At 64.9% G+C, this 18209-nt stretch carries 25 protein-coding genes and 1 riboswitch; of the genes, 5 read left to right on the top strand and 20 right to left on the bottom strand.

All coding sequences use genetic code 11. The features are described 5' to 3' along the window. The first annotated feature begins 72 nt into the window (after window positions 1-72). Window positions 73-705 (top strand): discoidin domain-containing protein, encoded by a 633-nt coding sequence (locus DFR51_RS01465; RefSeq protein ID WP_121049577.1) that lies wholly within the window; start codon window positions 73-75, stop codon window positions 703-705. Between the two features lie 80 nt (window positions 706-785). Continuing rightward, a riboswitch (SAM-I-IV-variant riboswitch) is annotated at window positions 786-891 on the top strand. A gap of 43 nt (window positions 892-934) precedes the next feature. Next, window positions 935-1852, top strand: coding sequence for a homoserine O-succinyltransferase (locus DFR51_RS01460; protein WP_121047277.1), 918 nt, complete (start codon window positions 935-937; stop codon window positions 1850-1852). A 6-nt stretch (window positions 1853-1858) separates the two neighbouring features. On the opposite strand, the gene DFR51_RS01455 is transcribed toward DFR51_RS01460, so the two are convergent. Beyond that, complete coding sequence (locus tag DFR51_RS01455; RefSeq protein ID WP_121047276.1) at window positions 1859-2407, bottom strand: DUF924 family protein; 549 nt, start codon at window positions 2405-2407, stop codon at window positions 1859-1861. A gap of 83 nt (window positions 2408-2490) precedes the next feature. On the opposite strand from DFR51_RS01455, the gene DFR51_RS01450 reads away from it, so the two are divergent. Further along, a complete protein-coding gene (locus DFR51_RS01450) occupies window positions 2491-3099 on the top strand; it encodes a hypothetical protein (protein WP_121047275.1) in 609 nt (202 codons plus the stop codon). A gap of 13 nt (window positions 3100-3112) precedes the next feature. Here the strand turns inward: DFR51_RS01450 and DFR51_RS01445 are convergent, their stop codons facing one another. The 7 genes from DFR51_RS01445 to rpsM all read right to left on the bottom strand — a co-directional run bounded on the left by DFR51_RS01445 (window position 3113) and on the right by rpsM (window position 7873). Beyond that, the gene (locus tag DFR51_RS01445; RefSeq protein ID WP_121047274.1) at window positions 3113-3733 is read right to left on the bottom strand and encodes a hypothetical protein; all 621 of its coding nucleotides are present in this window, start codon (window positions 3731-3733) and stop codon (window positions 3113-3115) included. 46 nt (window positions 3734-3779) lie between these two features. Next, window positions 3780-4223, bottom strand: a complete 444-nt coding sequence (locus DFR51_RS01440) for an acyl-CoA thioesterase (RefSeq protein ID WP_121047273.1) — start codon at window positions 4221-4223, stop codon at window positions 3780-3782. Next, window positions 4220-5356: an iron-containing alcohol dehydrogenase gene (locus tag DFR51_RS01435; protein WP_121047272.1), complete on the bottom strand. Its 1137-nt coding sequence runs from the start codon at window positions 5354-5356 to the stop codon at window positions 4220-4222. Before DFR51_RS01435 ends, DFR51_RS01440 begins: the two co-directional genes overlap by 4 nt. An 83-nt stretch (window positions 5357-5439) precedes the next feature. Continuing rightward, on the bottom strand, window positions 5440-5859 hold the full coding sequence (rplQ, locus tag DFR51_RS01430; RefSeq protein ID WP_121047271.1) for a 50S ribosomal protein L17: 420 nt from the start codon (window positions 5857-5859) through the stop codon (window positions 5440-5442). Window positions 5860-5961: 102 nt separating this feature from the next. Next, on the bottom strand, window positions 5962-7008 hold the full coding sequence (locus DFR51_RS01425; RefSeq protein ID WP_121049573.1) for a DNA-directed RNA polymerase subunit alpha: 1047 nt from the start codon (window positions 7006-7008) through the stop codon (window positions 5962-5964). 82 nt (window positions 7009-7090) lie between these two features. Further along, window positions 7091-7480 carry a 30S ribosomal protein S11 gene (rpsK, locus tag DFR51_RS01420; protein WP_121047270.1) on the bottom strand — a complete coding sequence of 130 codons (390 nt, stop codon included), beginning with the start codon at window positions 7478-7480 and terminating at the stop codon, window positions 7091-7093. Between the two features lie 24 nt (window positions 7481-7504). After that, entirely contained in the window at window positions 7505-7873 is a 369-nt protein-coding gene (rpsM, locus tag DFR51_RS01415) for a 30S ribosomal protein S13 (RefSeq protein WP_121049570.1), read from the bottom strand. Window positions 7874-8159: 286 nt separating this feature from the next. On the opposite strand from rpsM, the gene DFR51_RS01410 reads away from it, so the two are divergent. After that, complete coding sequence (locus DFR51_RS01410; protein ID WP_121047269.1) at window positions 8160-9452, top strand: MFS transporter; 1293 nt, start codon at window positions 8160-8162, stop codon at window positions 9450-9452. On the opposite strand, the gene DFR51_RS01405 is transcribed toward DFR51_RS01410, so the two are convergent. Beyond that, window positions 9436-11505 carry a TonB-dependent receptor plug domain-containing protein gene (locus tag DFR51_RS01405; protein WP_121049567.1) on the bottom strand — a complete coding sequence of 690 codons (2070 nt, stop codon included), beginning with the start codon at window positions 11503-11505 and terminating at the stop codon, window positions 9436-9438. The two genes, DFR51_RS01410 and DFR51_RS01405, sit on opposite strands and share 17 nt — an antisense overlap. A gap of 116 nt (window positions 11506-11621) precedes the next feature. On the opposite strand from DFR51_RS01405, the gene DFR51_RS01400 reads away from it, so the two are divergent. Further along, window positions 11622-12086 (top strand): homogentisate 1,2-dioxygenase, encoded by a 465-nt coding sequence (locus DFR51_RS01400; RefSeq protein ID WP_243445572.1) that lies wholly within the window; start codon window positions 11622-11624, stop codon window positions 12084-12086. 1 nt (window position 12087) lies between these two features. Here DFR51_RS01400 and DFR51_RS01395 read toward each other — a convergent pair whose 3' ends face one another. The 11 genes from DFR51_RS01395 to rpsN form a co-directional block, all read right to left on the bottom strand. Continuing rightward, window positions 12088-12465 carry a winged helix-turn-helix domain-containing protein gene (locus DFR51_RS01395; protein WP_121047268.1) on the bottom strand — a complete coding sequence of 126 codons (378 nt, stop codon included), beginning with the start codon at window positions 12463-12465 and terminating at the stop codon, window positions 12088-12090. Window positions 12466-12469: 4 nt separating this feature from the next. Then, window positions 12470-12979, bottom strand: a complete 510-nt coding sequence (locus tag DFR51_RS01390) for an SRPBCC domain-containing protein (protein WP_121047267.1) — start codon at window positions 12977-12979, stop codon at window positions 12470-12472. Between the two features lie 44 nt (window positions 12980-13023). Continuing rightward, on the bottom strand, window positions 13024-13671 hold the full coding sequence (locus DFR51_RS01385) for an adenylate kinase (protein WP_121047266.1): 648 nt from the start codon (window positions 13669-13671) through the stop codon (window positions 13024-13026). Continuing rightward, entirely contained in the window at window positions 13668-15017 is a 1350-nt protein-coding gene (gene secY / locus DFR51_RS01380) for a preprotein translocase subunit SecY (protein WP_121047265.1), read from the bottom strand. Before secY ends, DFR51_RS01385 begins: the two co-directional genes overlap by 4 nt. Before the next feature lie 108 nt (window positions 15018-15125). Beyond that, the gene (rplO, locus tag DFR51_RS01375) at window positions 15126-15605 is read right to left on the bottom strand and encodes a 50S ribosomal protein L15 (protein WP_121047264.1); all 480 of its coding nucleotides are present in this window, start codon (window positions 15603-15605) and stop codon (window positions 15126-15128) included. Between the two features lie 78 nt (window positions 15606-15683). Then, window positions 15684-15860: a 50S ribosomal protein L30 gene (rpmD, locus tag DFR51_RS01370; RefSeq protein WP_121047263.1), complete on the bottom strand. Its 177-nt coding sequence runs from the start codon at window positions 15858-15860 to the stop codon at window positions 15684-15686. A 6-nt stretch (window positions 15861-15866) separates the two neighbouring features. Next, window positions 15867-16568: a 30S ribosomal protein S5 gene (gene rpsE / locus DFR51_RS01365; protein WP_121047262.1), complete on the bottom strand. Its 702-nt coding sequence runs from the start codon at window positions 16566-16568 to the stop codon at window positions 15867-15869. 1 nt (window position 16569) lies between these two features. Continuing rightward, window positions 16570-16926, bottom strand: a complete 357-nt coding sequence (gene rplR, locus DFR51_RS01360) for a 50S ribosomal protein L18 (RefSeq protein ID WP_121047261.1) — start codon at window positions 16924-16926, stop codon at window positions 16570-16572. Between the two features lie 2 nt (window positions 16927-16928). Continuing rightward, entirely contained in the window at window positions 16929-17462 is a 534-nt protein-coding gene (gene rplF / locus DFR51_RS01355) for a 50S ribosomal protein L6 (protein WP_121047260.1), read from the bottom strand. A gap of 11 nt (window positions 17463-17473) precedes the next feature. Beyond that, window positions 17474-17872: a 30S ribosomal protein S8 gene (rpsH, locus tag DFR51_RS01350; RefSeq protein ID WP_121047259.1), complete on the bottom strand. Its 399-nt coding sequence runs from the start codon at window positions 17870-17872 to the stop codon at window positions 17474-17476. Between the two features lie 16 nt (window positions 17873-17888). Beyond that, window positions 17889-18194: a 30S ribosomal protein S14 gene (gene rpsN / locus DFR51_RS01345; RefSeq protein ID WP_121047258.1), complete on the bottom strand. Its 306-nt coding sequence runs from the start codon at window positions 18192-18194 to the stop codon at window positions 17889-17891. Between the last annotated feature and the right edge of the window lie 15 nt (window positions 18195-18209).

Genomic DNA, 18209 nt, shown 5'->3' with positions numbered 1-18209 from the left:
GTCAGCCGGCGCCCCGAGATATGGTTAACGCCGACGCAAGACGCCGGCTCCACCGACTACAGGGGTATTCGTATGCTCAAGCTTCTCCTCGGCGTCGCCGCGTCGACGATTCTCGCCGCCTCCGCCCACGCCGCCGTCATCACGCCGGTTTCCGCGACCGCGAGCAGCACGTTCAACAACGGCTTCTACAACGCCGAAAACCTGATCGACGGCAGCGGCCTTTCGGGCGGCCAGCACGATTCGAACTTCGCCAACATGTGGATGACCGACCTCGGCGCGAGCAAGGCGCAGGTGACCTTCGACCTCGGCGGGCTCTTCAACCTCGCGAGCGCGGACATCTGGCAGTTCAACTTCGGCACCAACACGCCGGTGATCTCCACGCTCGACCGCGGCGTGAAGGATTTCCGCGTTCTCGTCTCGCTCGACGGCGTGAGCTTCAGCGAAATCTTCACGGGCACGCTGGACCGCTCGCTGGACGGATCGCCGATCACCGCGCAGACCATTGCGCTGTCGGGCGCCGCGCGCTTCGTGCAGCTCGATATCCTGAGCAACTACACCTACGGCACGATCTACGAAGCCTGGGAAGCCTCGGGCCTTTCGGAAGTGCGCTTCAACAGTGCGGACGTGCCGGAACCGGCCAGCCTCGCGCTCGTCGTGCTCGGCCTCGGCGCGCTCGGCATCGCCCGCCGCCGCCGCGCCATCTGACCTCTCCGTCCCCGCCGGGCATGTGCGCGGCGGGGACACGCCTTCCCTCTTGAGAGACGGCGCAAACCCGCCTACATACGGCCTCACATCAAGAGTTGGGTTCTGCCCAACGCCAACCTGCTTTCCGGGCAAGGTGGCGCTCCCTTCGGGGAGGATGTGGCCGAGCCGGCAACCAAACGGATCAAGCCACCGCGTCTTACCCGGAAAGCGACCGAGGATAGACGCGTCGATGCCGATCAAGATTCCCGACGACCTGCCCGCCCGCAGCACGCTGGAGCGCGAAGGCGTGATGATCCTGGGCGAGGCGGACGCCGTGCGGCAGGACATCCGCCCACTGCGCATCGGGCTTCTGAACCTGATGCCCAACAAGATCCGCACCGAAACGCAGATCGCCCGGCTGATCGGCGCAACACCGCTGCAGGTTGAACTCACGCTGGTGCGGATGAGCGACCATGTTCCGCGCAACACGTCCGCCGACCACATGCTGTCGTTCTACCGGCCGTGGAGCGATGTGCGCGAAGACCATTTCGACGGCTTTATCACCACGGGGGCGCCCGTGGAGCTGCTGCCGTTTGAGGAGGTGAGCTACTGGGACGAGCTGCGCCGCGTGTTCGACTGGACGCAGACCAACGTGCACGGCAGCTTCAACATCTGCTGGGGGGCGCAGGCGGCGGTGCACCACTTCCACGGCGTGCCGAAACATGCGCTGGACAAGAAGGCGTTCGGCGTTTTCGATCACCACAACCTTGCGCCCGCCTCCCCCTATCTGCGCGGCTTTTCGGACGATTTCGCGATCCCCGTTTCGCGCTGGACCGAAGTGCGGCGCGAGGACCTGCCCGGTGACGGTATCATCGTGCTGGCCGAAAGCGCCGAGACGGGGCTTTGCCTGCTCGACGACCCGCAGCACCGCGCGCTGCACATGTTCAACCATGTGGAGTACGACTCGACGTCGCTCGCCGAGGAGTATTTCCGCGACCGCGACGCCGGAAAGCCGATCGAGGTGCCGAAGAACTATTTCCCCGGCGACGACCCTGCCGCGACGCCGCAGAACCGCTGGCGGAGCCACGCGCATCTGCTGTTCGGCAACTGGATCAACCAGATCTACCAGACGACGCCGTTCGACATGGCGGACATCGGCGCCAGCTGAGCGCGGCTACCAGCCGACATCGGGCTGGCTGAGGTATTCAAGTTCCTCCGGGGTGGAGGTGCGCCCGAGGATCGCGTTGCGTGTCGGGTAGCGTCCGAAACGTTCGATGACGGCGGCGTGATCGCGCGCGAAATCAATCTGCTTCTCAAGGCCGGGCTCCGCGAAGCAGCGCAGCGCGAAGCGCTGAACGCCGCGATCCTCCGCGTGCATCAGCGGCATGTAGAAAAAGCCGCGCCTTAGGGGCTCCATCTGGCGGTGCCAGCCCTCTCCGATGCCCAAGAGCGTGAGATCGAGCGCGGCGGCATCGGCTTCGAACGCGCGCGGCGTATCGCGGTGGATGTTGCGCGAGAACTGATCGAGCAGGATGATCGCAGCGAGCAGCGTATCGGCATCGGCGGTCCACGGCGACGTATCAGCCAGCGCACAATCTCGCAGCACGCCGAAGCGGCGGGCGATTTCCGCGTCGAGTGCATCCGACTTCGTCCAATGCTGCTCGGGCGTCAGTTCATCGAACCAGAACGCGAGAACGGCAGAGGCATCTTCGTGAACGGACAAGGCTGGTCTCCTGTGGGAAGGGGTGTGTCTAAACGTTAAGCCGCTCCCGATTTCACCGAATTTTACGACTCACCCGTCATGACATGAAAATGCATCGGATTCTTACCCTGCTTCTCCTGTCGATTCCGACGCCTGCATCGGCGGACTGGACGCTGCCTCTTTCACCGGGGATAAGAAAAGCGCCAGAACACTCCATTTTCGGCGCCGCCGGCCCGCGCGTGCTACCTTCCGATCATCCGCTGTTCCGCAACGTGTCGGTCGAGGCCGTAAAGAACATGCCCGACAAGATCGGCCGCTTTCTCGTGCCGATCGTGAAGCGGGAAGAATTCGAAGACGCATTAAGAAATGGTCTGAAATCCTCTGCCATGCTGGTACCCGAGGGCAATCCCGCGCGGTTCACCTTGAAAGTATCCTGGAACGAACTGCATGCTCCCCAGAAGATCAGCTTTTCCAGCTCCGCGCGCGCTCGGATTTCATACGAGCTTGTGCGCAGTGACACTGGCCAGAGCCTTTTTCTTCGCGAGATCGTGACCGAATCCAAATCGAGCGGCGGCGATGGTGCAGCAAGGCTTGCACGAACCGCGCGCTTCGCCATCATGGTGAACATTGCATCCATGATCGCATGTCTCGACAAAGCTGCATATGGACAGGCGCCAACCGACTGCGCCTTGACCCCATTGGTCCGGTTTTAACACGAACGCGCCTTCAGCGGCTCGCGTAGGCGCTTTCGAAACGGAAGTCGGTGATGCGGTCGTTACGGACGTAGCAGGTGAAGCTCTCGTCGCGGCGGCTGTCGTCGCGGCGATCCGCACGACCGTCGCCGCGCATCTCGACCCGGCCCGACACGCGATACTCGCCGCCCTGCCTGTCGACGCCGCGGATGTCGTTCACGCGCGCCTCGCGGCCATAACGGCTGCCGAGGTCTTCGGCTTCCCGCGCGCAGGTGGAAATCGCGGCGCGTTCTTCCTGCGTGCGGTTCTTCCAGTCGCGGTCCTGCCAGCTGATATCGCCGTCGCGGCCGTAGGTGCCGTCGCGGTTCCAGTCGCCTTCCGGCTCCCAGCCCGAATCGAGCGGGCGCTCCTGCTCTTCCTCTTTCTTCTTTTTCGAAGCACCGGAGAGCACGGCGATGAGACCGCCGGCAACCACGGCGCCGACAATGGCGTCGCCCAGGTCGAACCCGTCGCCGCGGCGGTGATGACGGCGCCCGTAGCGGCCGTCCGCGTGCGCTTCCGACACGCCGAGCGGCGTGTTCGCGAAACCGGGAATACCCGCCATTGAAGAGACCACGATGGCCGTGGCGATGCCGAAACCCGTTACCTTGCGCATAATGCTACCCCGCGATGATCTGCCGCGAGAATGCGCCGGGCGAGCTTTATCCGCGATGAACCGAAATCGCCTCGAGCGCGGCGCGAAGATCGGCGGGAAGCGGCACGGGGCGGCGGGTTTCGCGGTCCACATAGACGTGGATGAAAAAACCCTCGGCGGCGGCCTGCGCCTCGCCTTCCGCAAACAGCCCGACCTCGTAGCGGACCGAAGAGGTGCCGATGTGCGCGGCGCGGATACCCGCCTCGATTACCTGCGGGAAGGCGAGCGGCTTCGCGTAGCGGCAGCCGGTTTCGACGACGAGGCCGATGACGGCGCCGGCATGGATGTCGAGCACGCCCGCCTCGATCAGATGCGCGTTCACCGCCGTGTCGAACCAGCTGTAATAGACGACGTTGTTGACGTGGCCGTAGACGTCGTTGTCCGCCCAGCGCGTGGTGATGGGACGGAACGCGGCGTAATCGGCGCGGGCGCGGTAGGGTTCGCGGCTCAAAGCGCGGCCTCGTAGAGACGGCGGGCATCGGCAAGGTCGATCTCGCGGGGGTTGTTGATGAGCAGGCGCTGCTGCTTCATCGCTTCAGACGCCAGCAGATCGAGATCGTCCGCCTTCACGCCGACATCGCGCAGGCGCGCGGGGACGCCGCAATCGGCGGCGATGGCGACGAGCGCCTCGACGAGTCCCTGTGCCTGCGCCTGACGGCCGAGGGGTGCCAGGCCGGGATCGAGGATCGGCGCGAGGTCGGCGTAGAGCGGGAGCGCGGCGGCCATGTTGTGCCCGAGCACATGCGGCAGCATCAGCGCATTCGAAAGCCCGTGCGGCACATGAAAATGCCCGCCGAGCGGATAGGCGAGCGCATGTACGCCTGCGACGGGGGCGTTGGCGAAAGCGACGCCTGCGAGGTGCGACCCAAGCAGCATGGCGCCGCGCACATCGGGATTGGCGGGATCGTCGCAGGCAAGGCGAATGTTGGTGCCGAGCAGGCGGAGCGCTTCCTTCGCGAGGGCATCCGACAGCGGGTTCTTGAGACGCTTCGTCGTGAACGCCTCAATGGCGTGGACCATCGCGTCGATGCCAGTCGCGGCGGTGACGCCGCGCGGCAGGCCGAAGGTGAGCGACGCATCGAGGATCGCCCAATCGGCATACAAGGGCCGGGCGACGACGCCCTTCTTCTCCGCACCGCCGACGGTGAGGATCGCTATCGGCGTGGCTTCCGAACCCGTTCCCGCAGTGGTGGGGATGAGCACGAGCGGCAGGCGCGCGCCCTTCGCCTGATCGACGCCGTAGATACTATCCAGCTCATCGCCGGAGCCGAGCAGATAGGCAACCACCTTTGCGACATCCATTGGGCTGCCGCCGCCGAAGCCGATGACCGACGTGACGCCCGCTTCGCGTCCGGCTGCGACGGCGGCAAGCGCGGTTGCAGAAGAGGGGTCGGCCTCGACGCCGTCGAACACCAGTGCCCGGTCGCCGAGCGCGGCAAGCATGGGATCGGCAAGGCCGAGGCCGCGCACGCCCTTGTCGGTGACGACAAGCACGGGGCCTTCGGGCACGAGATCGGGGACGGACGTGCTGCGGCCGGTCCCGGAGAGCACGCGAGGGCCGTAGTCGAAGCGGAAGTCGGTCATGGGCGGCACCCTATTGGTTGGCCCGAAAAAGAAAAGGGCCGCACCCGAAGGCACGGCCCCTATCTTTCAGCGAAAGCGCCCGCTCAGGCGGCTTCGGCCTCGTCGTATGATTCGACCGGCCCAGAGTCCTGACCCTTGGCGCTGGTGTCGCGATCCACGAATTCGATGATCGCCATCGGCGCGGCGTCGTCTCCGCGAATGCCGGCCTTCAGCACGCGGATGTAGCCGCCGGGGCGACCCTCGTAACGCGGGCCGAGCACCTCGAAGAGCTTCTTCAGCTGCGTTTCGTCCATCAGGCGCGACTGCGCGAGACGGCGATTGGAAAGGCCGCCCTTCTTGGCGAGCGTGATCAGCTTTTCCACGTACGGGCGAAGTTCCTTCGCCTTGGGCAGCGTGGTCTTGATCTGCTCGTGCTTGATGAGCGCGGCGGCCATGTTGCGGAACATCGCCTGGCGATGGCTCGAGGTACGGCCGAGCTTACGGTGTCCTACGCGGTGACGCATCTTGTCTTCCTTCTCGTTTGTTCACGGAGCCGTGCGAGGTACTCCGGACCAGGCGGCAGAAACCGGGCGCCGCCCAAACCCGTGCAGGGTAAGGCCGAAGCCTTAGCCCATGATTTCCTGTTCGAGCTTCTTGGCGAGTTCCTCGATGTTCTCCGGCGGCCAGCCGGGGATTTCCATGCCGAGGCGGAGGCCCATCTGCGAGAGGACTTCCTTGATCTCGTTGAGGCTCTTGCGGCCGAAGTTCGGCGTGCGGAGCATCTCGGCCTCAGTCTTCTGAACGAGGTCGCCGATGTAGATGATGTTGTCGTTCTTCAGGCAGTTCGCGCTGCGGACCGACAGCTCCAGCTCGTCCACCTTCTTGAGGAGGTAGCGGTTGATGGCGCCTTCGTCTTCCTGCGCCGCAGCAGCAGCGGAGGGAACGGCGGCGATCGCGGTCGGCTCGTCGAAGTTGATGAAGAGCGCAAGCTGGTCCTGAAGGATACGCGCCGAGTAGGCGAGCGCATCTTCCGGGGTCACCGTGCCGTCGGTTTCAACGTTCAGCGTCAGCTTGTCGTAGTCGAGTTCCTGGCCGACGCGGGTGTTTTCCACCTTGTAGGCGACCTGACGCACGGGCGAGTAGAGCGCATCGACCGGAACGAGGCCGATCGGCGCATCCGCCGGGCGGTTCTGCGCCGCAGGCACGTAACCCTTGCCGGTCTCGACCGTCAGTTCCATGTTGAGCGTCGCGCCCTCGTCGAGCGTGCAGATGACGAGATCGGGGTTCATGATCTCGATATCGCCCGTCACCGAGATCTGGCCGGCGGTGACTTCACCCGGACCAGAGGCGGTGAGGTGCAGGCGCTTCGGCATCTCGTCGAGCATCTTCACCGCGACCTGCTTCACGTTGAGCACGATGTCGGTGACATCCTCGCGCACGCCGGCGAGCGAGGAGAACTCATGCAGCACACCGTCGATCTTGATCGAGGTGACGGCGGCACCCTGCAGCGACGAAAGCAGCACGCGGCGCAGAGCGTTGCCGAGCGTGAGGCCGAAACCGCGCTCCAGCGGCTCGGCGACGAAAGTCGCCTTCCGCGCCTTGTCCGCGCCGGCCTTCACTTCGAGGCTGTTGGGTTTCTTCAGTTCCTGCCAGTTCTTTGCAATTACGGCCACTGTCTTCCCCTTCGCGGGCTGGCGGGCCGAAGCCCGCCGCATAGGATTTTCGGACGAAACGCTTTGGCGAACGCGCGGGGCGTCAGACGCGGCGGCGCTTCGGCGGACGCACGCCGTTGTGCGGGATCGGCGTCACATCGCGGATCGCGGTGATCTGGAAGCCGACCGCCTGCAGCGCGCGGAGTGCCGACTCGCGACCCGAACCCGGGCCACGAACTTCGACTTCCAGCGTGCGCACGCCGTGCTCGGCAGCCTTCTTGCCGGCGTCTTCCGCTGCGACCTGCGCGGCGTAAGGCGTCGACTTGCGGCTGCCCTTGAAGCCCATCGTACCGGCCGACGACCAGGCAATCGCATTGCCCTGCGCGTCCGTGATGGTGATCATGGTGTTGTTGAAAGAGGCGTTCACATGCGCGACGCCCGACGTGATGTTCTTGCGCTCGCGGCGTTTGATGCGAGCCGGTTCCCGTGCCATTTCGAATAGCTCCCTTTTGCTCGCTTATTTCTTCTTGCCGGCGATCGGCTTCGCCTTGCCCTTGCGGGTGCGGGCGTTCGTGTGCGTGCGCTGACCGCGGACCGGAAGGCCCTTACGGTGGCGAAGGCCGCGATACGAAGCGAGGTCCATCAGACGCTTGATGTTCATCGAGGTCTCACGGCGGAGGTCACCCTCTACCGTGTGATCGCGATCGATCATCTCGCGGATCTGGATGACTTCCTGATCGGTGAGGTCCTGAACGCGACGCTCGGCCGGAAAGCCCAGCGTTTCGCAGATCTTCGCAGCGGTGGTACGGCCGATGCCGTGAATATAGGTAAGGGCAATCACGACGCGCTTGTTGGTCGGGATATTAACGCCCGCAATACGTGCCACAGACAGTTCTCCTAGCTCCACAGGCCGCGTGGGCGCGCGTGCCTATCTCAAAGCGTGAAACCCCAATGAACACACAAAACCGGCGAGCACGCAGTAAGCGCCGCCGGAATGCGATTCACTCGGGATGCGGGGGAGATAGGAGCCGAATCGGCCCATGTCAAGCGCGGGGCAAGGAGACAGGCGAAGCCGGTGTCAAGATCCGAAACGCAGCGGAGGCCTTCGCAGGGCCTGCCATCCGAGACGGTTGACGCGTGCATCGCATACCGCCATCGGCGTTTGCAACAGAATGAAACGGGGGGATCGCATGGCCGAAGCCGGACAACTGCCGCCATCGACGCGACGCGTGCTGACCGCGAGCCTCGTCGGCACGGCGGTGGAGTTTTACGACTTCTATATCTACGTGACGGCGGCAGCGCTGGTGTTCGGGCCGCTGTTCTTCCCGTCCGAGTCGCCGTCCGTGCAGCTCATGATGTCCTACGCGAGCTTCAGCATCGCTTTTATCGCGCGCCCGCTCGGCGCCAGCGTGTTCGGACACTTCGGCGACAGGATCGGGCGCAAGTCCACGCTTGTCGCCTCGCTGATGCTGATGGGCGGCTCGACGCTCGCCATCGCTTTCCTGCCAACCTACCAGACCGCGGGGTGGATCGCGCCGCTCCTGCTCTGCATCCTGCGCTTCGGACAGGGTTTCGGGCTTGGCGGCGAATGGGGCGGTGCGGCGCTGCTTGCCGTGGAGAACGCGCCGCCCGGCTGGCGCGGACGCTTCGGCATGTTCCCGCAGCTCGGCGCGCCGGTAGGCTTCATCGCGGCGAACGGCTTGTTCCTGATCCTCGGCCTGACACTCACGCAGGAGCAGTTCTTCGCGTGGGGCTGGCGGCTGCCGTTTCTTGCGAGCGCGATCCTCGTGGGCGTCGGCCTCTGGGTGCGCCTGAAGCTGACCGAAACCCCTGCCTTCGCCGCCGCGATGGAGCAGGGCCCGCCGCCCAAGGTGCCGCTTGCCGAGCTTGTGAAGGACCACTGGCGCGCGACGCTGGCAGGCACGCTCGCGGTCGTCTGCTGCTTCGCGATCTTCTATCTCGCGACCGCTTTCGCGCTCGGCTACGGCACGACGACGCTCGGCATCGCGCGCGAAACGTTCCTGTCGATCCTGCTCGGCGCGATCCTGTTCATGGCGATCGGCATCCTGCTCGCGGGCTGGCTTTCGGACGTGAAAACGCCGCGCTTCATCCTGATGGTGGGCTGCATCGGCACGGTGCCGACCGCGCTCCTGATGGCGCCGATGATGGAAGGCGGCGCGCTCTTCCCGATCTTCGCCTACCTGTCGCTGATGCTGCTGATGATGGGGTTCGTCTACGGGCCGCTCGGCGCGTTCCTGCCGGGCCTGTTCCCGGCGCGCGTGCGCTATACGGGCGCTTCGATGGCGTTCAACGTCGGCGGTATCCTCGGCGGCGGCCTCGCGCCCAACATCGCGCAGGCGCTTGCCGACCGGGGCGGGCTGACCCCGGTCGGGCTCTATCTTGCCGCCGCAGCAACGGTGAGCTTCCTGGGGCTGCTGATGGTGCGGCCTACAGCCGAGCCCTGACGCTCGCGAAAACGCTGCGGCCCGGCTCCGGGAAGCCATCGGTGAGCTGATAGGCCTCGTCGAACAGGTTGCGCGCGCCCATGCCGATCGTGACGGTCTCCGTCACGTCGAGATCGATGCGCAGGTTCGCGAGCACATAGCTCCCGGTCTTGGAATAGCGCGTGCCCGCCGTGTTCACGGTCCAGCGGCTTGAGGCGATGTCGACGTTCGGCACGACGTGCAGGCGCGAAACCGGCGACCAGTCCGCCCAGACGAACGCCTTGTGCTCCGGCACGCCCGTGGGCTGGAACGCCGCGTTCGCGGGATCATCCAGATCGCGGTGCGTCCACGTGTAATTGGCGCCGAGGCCAAGCGTATCGCCAAGGCGCGCATCGACGGCGAGTTCGACGCCATAGTTTTCGCCCTTGCCGAGGTTGCGGCTCTGCGTGACGGCCTGCGGATCGCAGACGCCGGGCGCGGTACAGACCTCGATGATCGTGGGGAAGGCAACGATGACGTTCGAGAGGCGGGAATAGAAAGCCGCGCCTTCCACGCGCACGGCACCATATTGGCGGCTGCCCCCGATCTCGTAATTCACGGCGCGCTCTGCCTTCAGACCCGGGTTCGAGGTGGCGCCGCCGAAACGCGCGCTGAACCGCTCGAAGATCGACGGGAAGCGCGCGCGCGACGAGACGCTCGCGTGGATGCGTGTCGCGGCGTCCGGCGTCCAGACGATCTGGCCCTGCCCGCTGAGCGCGCTGCTGTTGCGGATCGGGTAGGAGAACAGGCGATTTCCGGGGAGGCCGGGAACGCTGCCATATTCCTCCGCGCGCTTCAGATCGCGCCAGTCGATGCTCGCGCCGGCAATGAAGGTGAGCGCGGGCGACAGGCGCAGGCGATTTTCGGCGGCGACGCTCCATGTTTCCTCGAGGTTCACCTGATCGGGCTCGGTGGTGCCCGCCGGGAAGCTCTGCTGGAACTCGACGTGGCGATCGCGGCGGTAATGCGCGGCAACGCTGAGGCGGTTCGTGTCCGTCAGATCGACGCCGAGTTCGGCCGAACCGCCCCAAGCCTCGTCTTCGTAATAGGAGTTGAACGCGCGCGGGCGTGTTTGCGTGGTTTGGGTCACGTCGTCGTAGGCGGCGAGCAAATTGTCGAAGGTGTTGCGATAGACGCGCGTTTTCAGCGTGGCGCGGTCGCCGAGCGCCGTCGACGACAGGAAATAAATGCTTTCGATGTTCCAGTACGGCCATGTCCAGTTGCGCTGCGTGGCGACCGTATCGGAAACGTGCAGCGGCGCATTCTTGGAGCCCTCCTGCCGTGTGTAGCTGATCGAATATTCGTCGGTCTCGTTCGGCGTGATGCCGAGCTTCACGTTCACGCGCCAGTCGCGCGTGCGGGAGAAATCGCGCGCGCCGCCGTCTTCGGATGCCGTCGGCGTGAAGCCGCCGGGAAGATCCCAGTGATCCTGGAAATTCCGCGCGTAAGACCCCTGCGCGTACCAATTGTCCTGCTTCGTGCCGAGCAGGGCGAAGACGTTGAAGCCGGCATAATCGATATCCCGGTCCAGCGAGAGTGTGCCGCGCACCTCGGCCTCAATCGCCTTCGTGGGCTGGCGGGTGACCAGATTGACCGCGCCGCCCATCGCGCCGGGGCCATCCAGCACCGAGGCATAACCCTTCGCGACCTGCACCTCGGCAATGTCGGGCGTGAGGAAACGACCGTAATCAAGGCGGTTGTCGGCGGGGAGATAGACCCGGATGCCGTCGATCGACAGCGGCACCTGAAAGCGATCGAACCCGCGCACGAAGATCAGCCGCTCGTTGCGCGAGCCGCCGCTGTTCGACGCCGAAACGCCCGGCATCAGGCTGACCGCCTCGTCAAGCGTGCCGCGATTGAACGTGTAAATCGCCTCCGACGAGAGCGTTGAGGACGCGATGGCGACCCCCGCCTGATCGGGCGCGATGACGATGATCTGGCCAAGCGTGAAGGGCTCGGCGGTTTCCACTTCGGCCGCGAGCGCGCCCGGTGCAACGCCCGAAAACAGAATGAGCGTGATGATTCCTGCGCGCATGATTTCCCCCTTTTTCACAGATGACCCGATTGAGGCGCGGCGCGGCAATGCTATATACGAAGAAATATAGCAATAGGCAGGAGGCTGATATGGGTTGTCTTTCAGGGACTTGGAGCGTGGGCATCGCGCTCCTGATTGCATCCCCTGCCCTTGCGCAGCCGGATTGCCCCAAGGGCGCGGAGCCGCTGCCGCCTGCGCTTGCCGCTTGGTCCGCCACCCCGGACGTGCTTTCGAAAGACGCCGTGCTCGCGACTGGATCGCCGATGCGCGTTGCGCTGGAACCCACGAAGGTGCGGTTCGCGGCACCACCACAGCGGGAGCCGAAGCCCGGCAGCTTCGGCGGCGTGATACGCTTCGACGTGCAGCAGGCCGGGACATGGCGCGTGGCGCTCGGCGCGGGCGGCTGGATCGATGTGCTAACGGACGGGAAAGCGGTTGCCTCCACCGCGCACGGTCACGGCCCGGCGTGCTCCGGTATCCGCAAGATCGTGGATTTCACGCTGCGCACAGGCACCCACACGCTGCAGATCAGCGGCGCAGCCGCCGACAGCATCGATGTGATGGTGACGCGCGCGCCCTGATTTACGCGTGCGGCGGCAAGGGTTTGTCGCGCAGCAGCGCGAGGAGATCGCGGTAGACAGGTGCGTCGGTGGTCTCCGCAAGCTTCGCTTCGAAGGCGCGGTAAGTATCGAGCACGGTGCGTCCAAACGGCGTGAGCCGCGCGCCTTTGTCGGCGCCGCCGCCAGCGGTGGTTTCGACCATACGTTCCTTCCAGCAGCGATTGAGGCTGTCGACGAGAAGCCACGTGCGGCGATAGCTCATGCCCATCGCGCGGCCCGCCGCCGAGATCGAACCTTCCCGATCGATGGCTTCGAGCAGATCGGCCTTGCCGGGCCCGATCGCGGGCTCGCCGCCGCAGAAGATCTGCGCCTTGAGCTTCAGGGGGCCGATAATCGCCAAACCATCAATCCCTGGAAAACAGAGCGGCGAGGCGGGTGAGCTGTTCGTTCAGCACCTGACCGACAACGGGCGCGGTCGCCGGAACATCGACGCGCATGTGCCCGCCAACGACATAGGTCTGCGTGATCTCGGTGCCGCCGGATGCCAGCTTCAGCGTCCATGTGAGCGTGGCGGCAACGCCTTCCGATTGCAGGGGGCCGAGCCCGCCGACGAGCCGCAGCGTGCTGCCCGGCACGGCGAACACGACGCGCATGTGCTCCACCGAGCCCCCACCCGGCAGCGCCTCGCAGAAGCAGCCGCCCGCTTTCGCATCAAGCGTGAAGTTCTCCGCCTTGCCCGAATAGCTGTGGTCCGGATTCCAGTAGCGCGCGGGCGCGACAAGCGCTGCCCAGACGGTATCGGGCGCGGCGGAGACGATCGCCTTGTTTTCGACGACAAAGCCGGTGTCGCTGACCTTTACGTCCGCAGCGGCAGGCGCCGCCGCCATCACCAGAGCGGGCAGAATGCAGCGCATGAGTCCCTCCCCTCGCTTAGAGCGGAAGTGTGCCCGGAAGTGCGTCAGGCGTCCAGAATTGCCGCAATGCTTGCCGCGACCTCGCCCATGTCCGCCATGCCGTCGACACGCTTCACAAGGCCGCGTGCTTCGTAGATCGGCAGGATCGGCGCGGTCTTGGCGCGGTATTCAGCCATGCGCGTGCGGACCGTCTCGGCATTATCGTCGGGACGGCGCTTGAATTCCGTGCCGCCGCAGACGTCGCAGACGCCTTCGGTCTTCGGCTGCTTGAACGTGTCGTGATAGCCTTCCCCGCACTTCGCGCAGGTGAAGCGGCCCGTGATGCGCTCGACGAGCGCGTCTTCATCGACATCAAGCTCGATGACGTGATCGAGGGTGCGGCCACGTGCACTGAGGATCGCGTCGAGCGATTCCGCCTGCGCCGCCGTGCGCGGATAGCCATCGAAGATCGCGCCTTTGTCCGGGCCCATCTCGTCGAGCTTGTCGCCGATGAGGTCGGAGACGATCTCGTCGGAGACGAGCTGGCCCGCGTCCATCACGGCCTTGGCCTTGAGACCGACGGGCGTTCCCGCCTTCACCGCCGCGCGAAGCATATCGCCGGTCGAGAGCTGCACCATGCCGCGCTCTTCGACGAGCTTGCTGGCCTGCGTGCCCTTACCCGCCCCCGGCGGGCCGAGCAGTATGATGTTCAACGCCGATTCCCCCTCAGCTTCGCCTTCTTGATGAGCCCTTCATACTGGTGCGCGAGCAAATGTGATTGAATCTGCGCGACCGTATCCATCGTTACGTTGACGACGATCAGAAGTGAAGTGCCACCAAAGTAGAACGGCAGCGCGAACGACGAGATCAGGAATTCAGGGATAAGGCAGATGAGCGTGAGATACGCCGCGCCGACCACCGTGATGCGCGTGAGCACATAATCCAGATACTGCGTCGTCTTCTCACCCGGACGGATGCCGGGGATGAAACCGCCCTGCCGCTTCAGATTGTCCGCCGTCTCCTCGGGATTGAAGACGACCGCCGTGTAGAAGAAGCAGAAGAAGATGATGCCGAACGCATAGAGCGACATGTAGAGCGGCGAGCCGTGCTGAAGCGCCGTGGTGACCGCAATCATCCACTCGTTCTGCGAATTCTGCCCGGCGAACTGCGCCACCGTGAGCGGCATCAGCAGCAGCGACGAAGCGAAGATCGGCGGGATGACACCCGCGGTGTTGAGCTTCAGCGGCAGGTGCGAGCTTTCGCCCTGCGACATGCGGTTGCCCACCTGGCGCTTTGGATACTGCACGAGGATGCGTCGCTGCGCGCGCTCCATGAAGCAGATGAACGCGATGACGAGGATCACCGCGAGGATGATCGCGAGGATGACGATGCCGGACATCGCGCCCGTGCGGCCCTGCTCGAAGAGGCCCGCGAGTGCGCCCGGAAGCGTCGCGACGATGCCCGCCATGATGATGAGCGAGATGCCGTTGCCGATGCCGCGCGCGGTAATCTGCTCACCGAGCCACATCAGGAACATCGTGCCGCCGAGCAGCGTGATCATCGTGGTGATGCGGAAGAACCAGCCCGGATCGAGCACGGCGGACGCGCCCTGACCCGCACCCCAGCCTTCAAGGCCGACGGCAATGCCGTAGCCCTGGAACAGGGTGAGCGCGACGGTGCCGTAGCGCGTATACTGATTGATCTTCTTGCGGCCGCTCTCGCCCTCTTTCTTGAGCTGCGCCATCGAAGGCGACAGCGAGGTCATGAGCTGCACGATGATCGAGGCCGTGATGTACGGCATGATGTTGAGCGCGACGATCGACATGCGCTCGAGCGCGCCGCCCGAGAACATGTTGACGAAATCGAGCACGCCGCCGCGCGTCTGGTCGAACAGCAAATTGAGCTGGACCGGATCGATACCCGGAAGCGGCACGAACGAGCAGAGGCGGAACACGATGAGCGCGCCGAGCGTGAACCACAGCCGCTTCTTGAGGTCGGTCGCTTTGGAGAACGAGCCCCAATTGAGATTGGCTGCAAGTTGTTCGGCTGCTGACGCCATCACATTACCCCGGAAAAAGCTCTGCCCTGCCCCCGATATGGCCGGCGACCGGAACTAGATAGGGCGCGGGACGGCTTTACGCCATGCCCACGCCCCGAAAAATCCGTGTCAGCCTTCGGCGGACTCAGCGGCAACCGTCGTCGTGACCTTGCCGCCAGCCTTCTCGACCGCCGCGAGTGCGCCCTTGGAGGCCCGCGCTACGGTGATGTCGAGCTTCGCCTTCAGCTCACCCTTGCCGAGCAGGCTGACGCCGTGCTTCGACTTGCGGACGAGGTTCGCCGCGAGAAGCTCGGCGGCGCCGATAGCGGCCTTGGCATCGAGCTTCTTCTCGTCGATCGCGCGCTGGATCATGCCGACGTTGACGATTGCGTAGTCCTTGGCGAACGGGTTGTTGAACCCGCGCTTCGGCAGACGCATGTGGAGCGGCATCTGGCCGCCCTCGAAACCGTTGATGGCAACGCCCGAACGGCTCGTCTGGCCCTTCTGACCGCGGCCGGCGGTCTTGCCGAGACCCGAACCGATGCCGCGCGCAACGCGCGTACGGCTCTTGCGGGCGCCCTTGTTGTCCTTGAGATCGCTGATTTTCATTGTGTGCACTCGCTTTCGCTATTGTCGCGCTGAATTCGAAGCCTACTCCCACAACGGAAGAAGGCGTTCAAATCCGGTTTAGTCGATGACCTGCACCATGTGCTGGACCTTGCGGAGCATCCCGCGAACCTCGGGGGTATCCTCCAGCTCCGACGTGCGGTGAAGCTTGTTGAGGCCGAGGCCGACGAGCGTCGCGCGCTGGTCCTTGGTGCGGCGGATGGGCGAACCCACCTGCTTGAGCTTGATCTTCGCCATGATGACTTACTCCGTGACCGCGTCGGCTTCGACCTGAACGGCCGCGCCGGACACATCGCCCCGACGGCCGATGAGGTCGGCGATCTTCTTGCCGCGACGCTGGGCAACAGCCTTCGGAGAAGCCTGTTCCTTCAGCGCCTCGAAGGTCGCGCGGATCATGTTGTAGGGGTTGTTGGTGCCGACCGACTTCGTGACGACGTCGGCAACACCAAGGCTTTCGAACACGGCGCGCATCGGGCCGCCGGCGATGATGCCGGTACCCTGGGGCGCGGAGCGGACGTAGACCTTGCCCGCACCGAAGTGGCCGAAGCCGTCGTGGTGCAGCGTACGGCCATCGCGCAGCGGCACGCGGACCATCGCCTTCTTGGCGGCGGCAGTGCCCTTCGAAATCGCTTCCGGCACTTCGCGGGCCTTGCCGTGGCCGAAGCCCACGCGGCCCTTGCCGTCACCGACGACGACGAGCGCTGCGAAGCCGAAGCGCTTGCCGCCCTTCACCGTCTTCGAGACGCGGTTGATGTGGACGAGCTTCTCGATCAGCTCCTCGCCCGGCTCCTGACGCGCTTCACGGCGATTGCCGCGGCCGCCGCGATCGTCGCGACGTCCACGTCCACCACCTTCGCGGCCCTGCCCGCCACGGCCGCGACGACCGCGACCTTCGGTCTCGCCGGTATCCGCCTCGGGGGCGTCGATCTGGGTTTCGTCAGCCATACTAGAACTCCAATCCGCCTTCGCGCGCCGCCTCGGCGAGTGCCTTCACACGGCCGTGGAACAGGAAGCCGCCACGATCGAAAACAACCTGTGTTACGCCCGCTGCCTTCGCACGTTCGGCAAGACGCTTGCCGACATCGGTCGCCGCCGAGACGGTCGCGCCGGCCTGGCCCTTCACGTCCTTGTCCAGCGTCGAGGCCGAAGCGATCGTCTTGCCTGCGGCGTCGTCGATGATCTGCGCGTAGATGTGCTGCGACGAGCGATGCACCGACAGGCGAGGACGCGTGCCGGCCTTCAGCCGAAGCCCCGTCCGCACGCGGCGGCGGCGCTGTTCGAATGATGTGAGTTTCTTGCCCATCGCTACTTCTTCTTACCTTCTTTGCGGAAGATGAACTCGCCGCGGTACTTGATGCCCTTGCCCTTGTAGGGCTCCGGCTTCCGCCAGCGACGAATCTCGGCAGCCACCTGACCGACCTGCTGGCGATCGATGCCCGAGATCTCGACCGTGGTCTGATCGGGCGTCTTCACCGTGATCCCCTCGGGGATCGCGAAGTCGACATCATGGCTGTAGCCGAGCTGCAGCTTCAGCGTGTTGCCCTGCGCGTTCGCGCGGTAGCCGACGCCGGTGATCTCCAGCACCTTCGTGAAACCGTCGGTAACGCCGGTCACAAGGTTCTGAACCAGCGTACGCTGCATGCCCCAGAAGTCGCGAGCGCGCCGCGAGGCGTTCGCCGGACCCACGGAGATGCGGCCGTCTTCAACGCTGTAGCTGATGTCATCGTGCGTGACGATGCTGAGCTCACCCTTCGGCCCCTTCACCGACAGCCGGCCATCGGCCAGCGTCGCGGTGACGCCTGCAGGTACGCTCACGGGTCTTTTTCCAATGCGTGACATCGTGAATACCCCTAGAAGACCTGGCAGAGCACTTCGCCGCCAACGTTCTGCTCGCGCGCTTCCGCGTCCGAGAGAACGCCCTTCGGCGTCGAAACGATGGTGATGCCCAGCCCGTTGCGGACGCGCGGCAGATCCTTCGCGCCCGAATAGACGCGGCGGCCCGGCTTCGAGACGCGCTGCAGATGCTGGATCGCCGGCTGGCCTTCGAAATACTTGAGATCGATACGGATCTCGCGCATCGCCTGGCCGGTGTCGGCAGCAGCATAGCCGCGGATGAAGCCTTCGCGCTGCAGCACGTCGAGGACGTGGCTACGCAGCTTGGAGGCCGGGGTGAGAACAGAGTCCTTGCGGGCCTGCTGACCATTGCGGATGCGGGTCAACATATCGCCCAGCGGATCGGTCATCGACATGGGATCGATCCTTTCCTTACCAGCTCGACTTCGTCACACCCGGGATCAGGCCCTTGTTGGCCAGTTCCCGGAGCATGATGCGGCTCAAGCGGAATTTGCGGTAATACGCACGCGAACGGCCGGTGAGTTCACACCGGTTGCGGATGCGCGTCGGGTTCGCGTTGCGCGGGATCTCGGCAAGCTTCAGGCGCGCCATCAGACGCTCCGTCTCATCCTTGCTCTCGTCGTTCGCGATCGCTTTCAGGCGAGCATACTTGCCCGCATATTGCTTTACGAGCTTCTTCCGACGCTCGTTCTTGTTGATCGAACTCAGTTTCGCCATGACTTAAGTTCAGCT

The organism is Sphingosinicella microcystinivorans, from assembly GCF_003634215.1.
GTDB classification, from domain to species: domain Bacteria; phylum Pseudomonadota; class Alphaproteobacteria; order Sphingomonadales; family Sphingomonadaceae; genus Sphingosinicella; species Sphingosinicella microcystinivorans.
The sequence above is the reverse complement of the archived record's forward strand: the minus strand, read 5'-3'. Positions and strand labels throughout refer to the sequence as shown.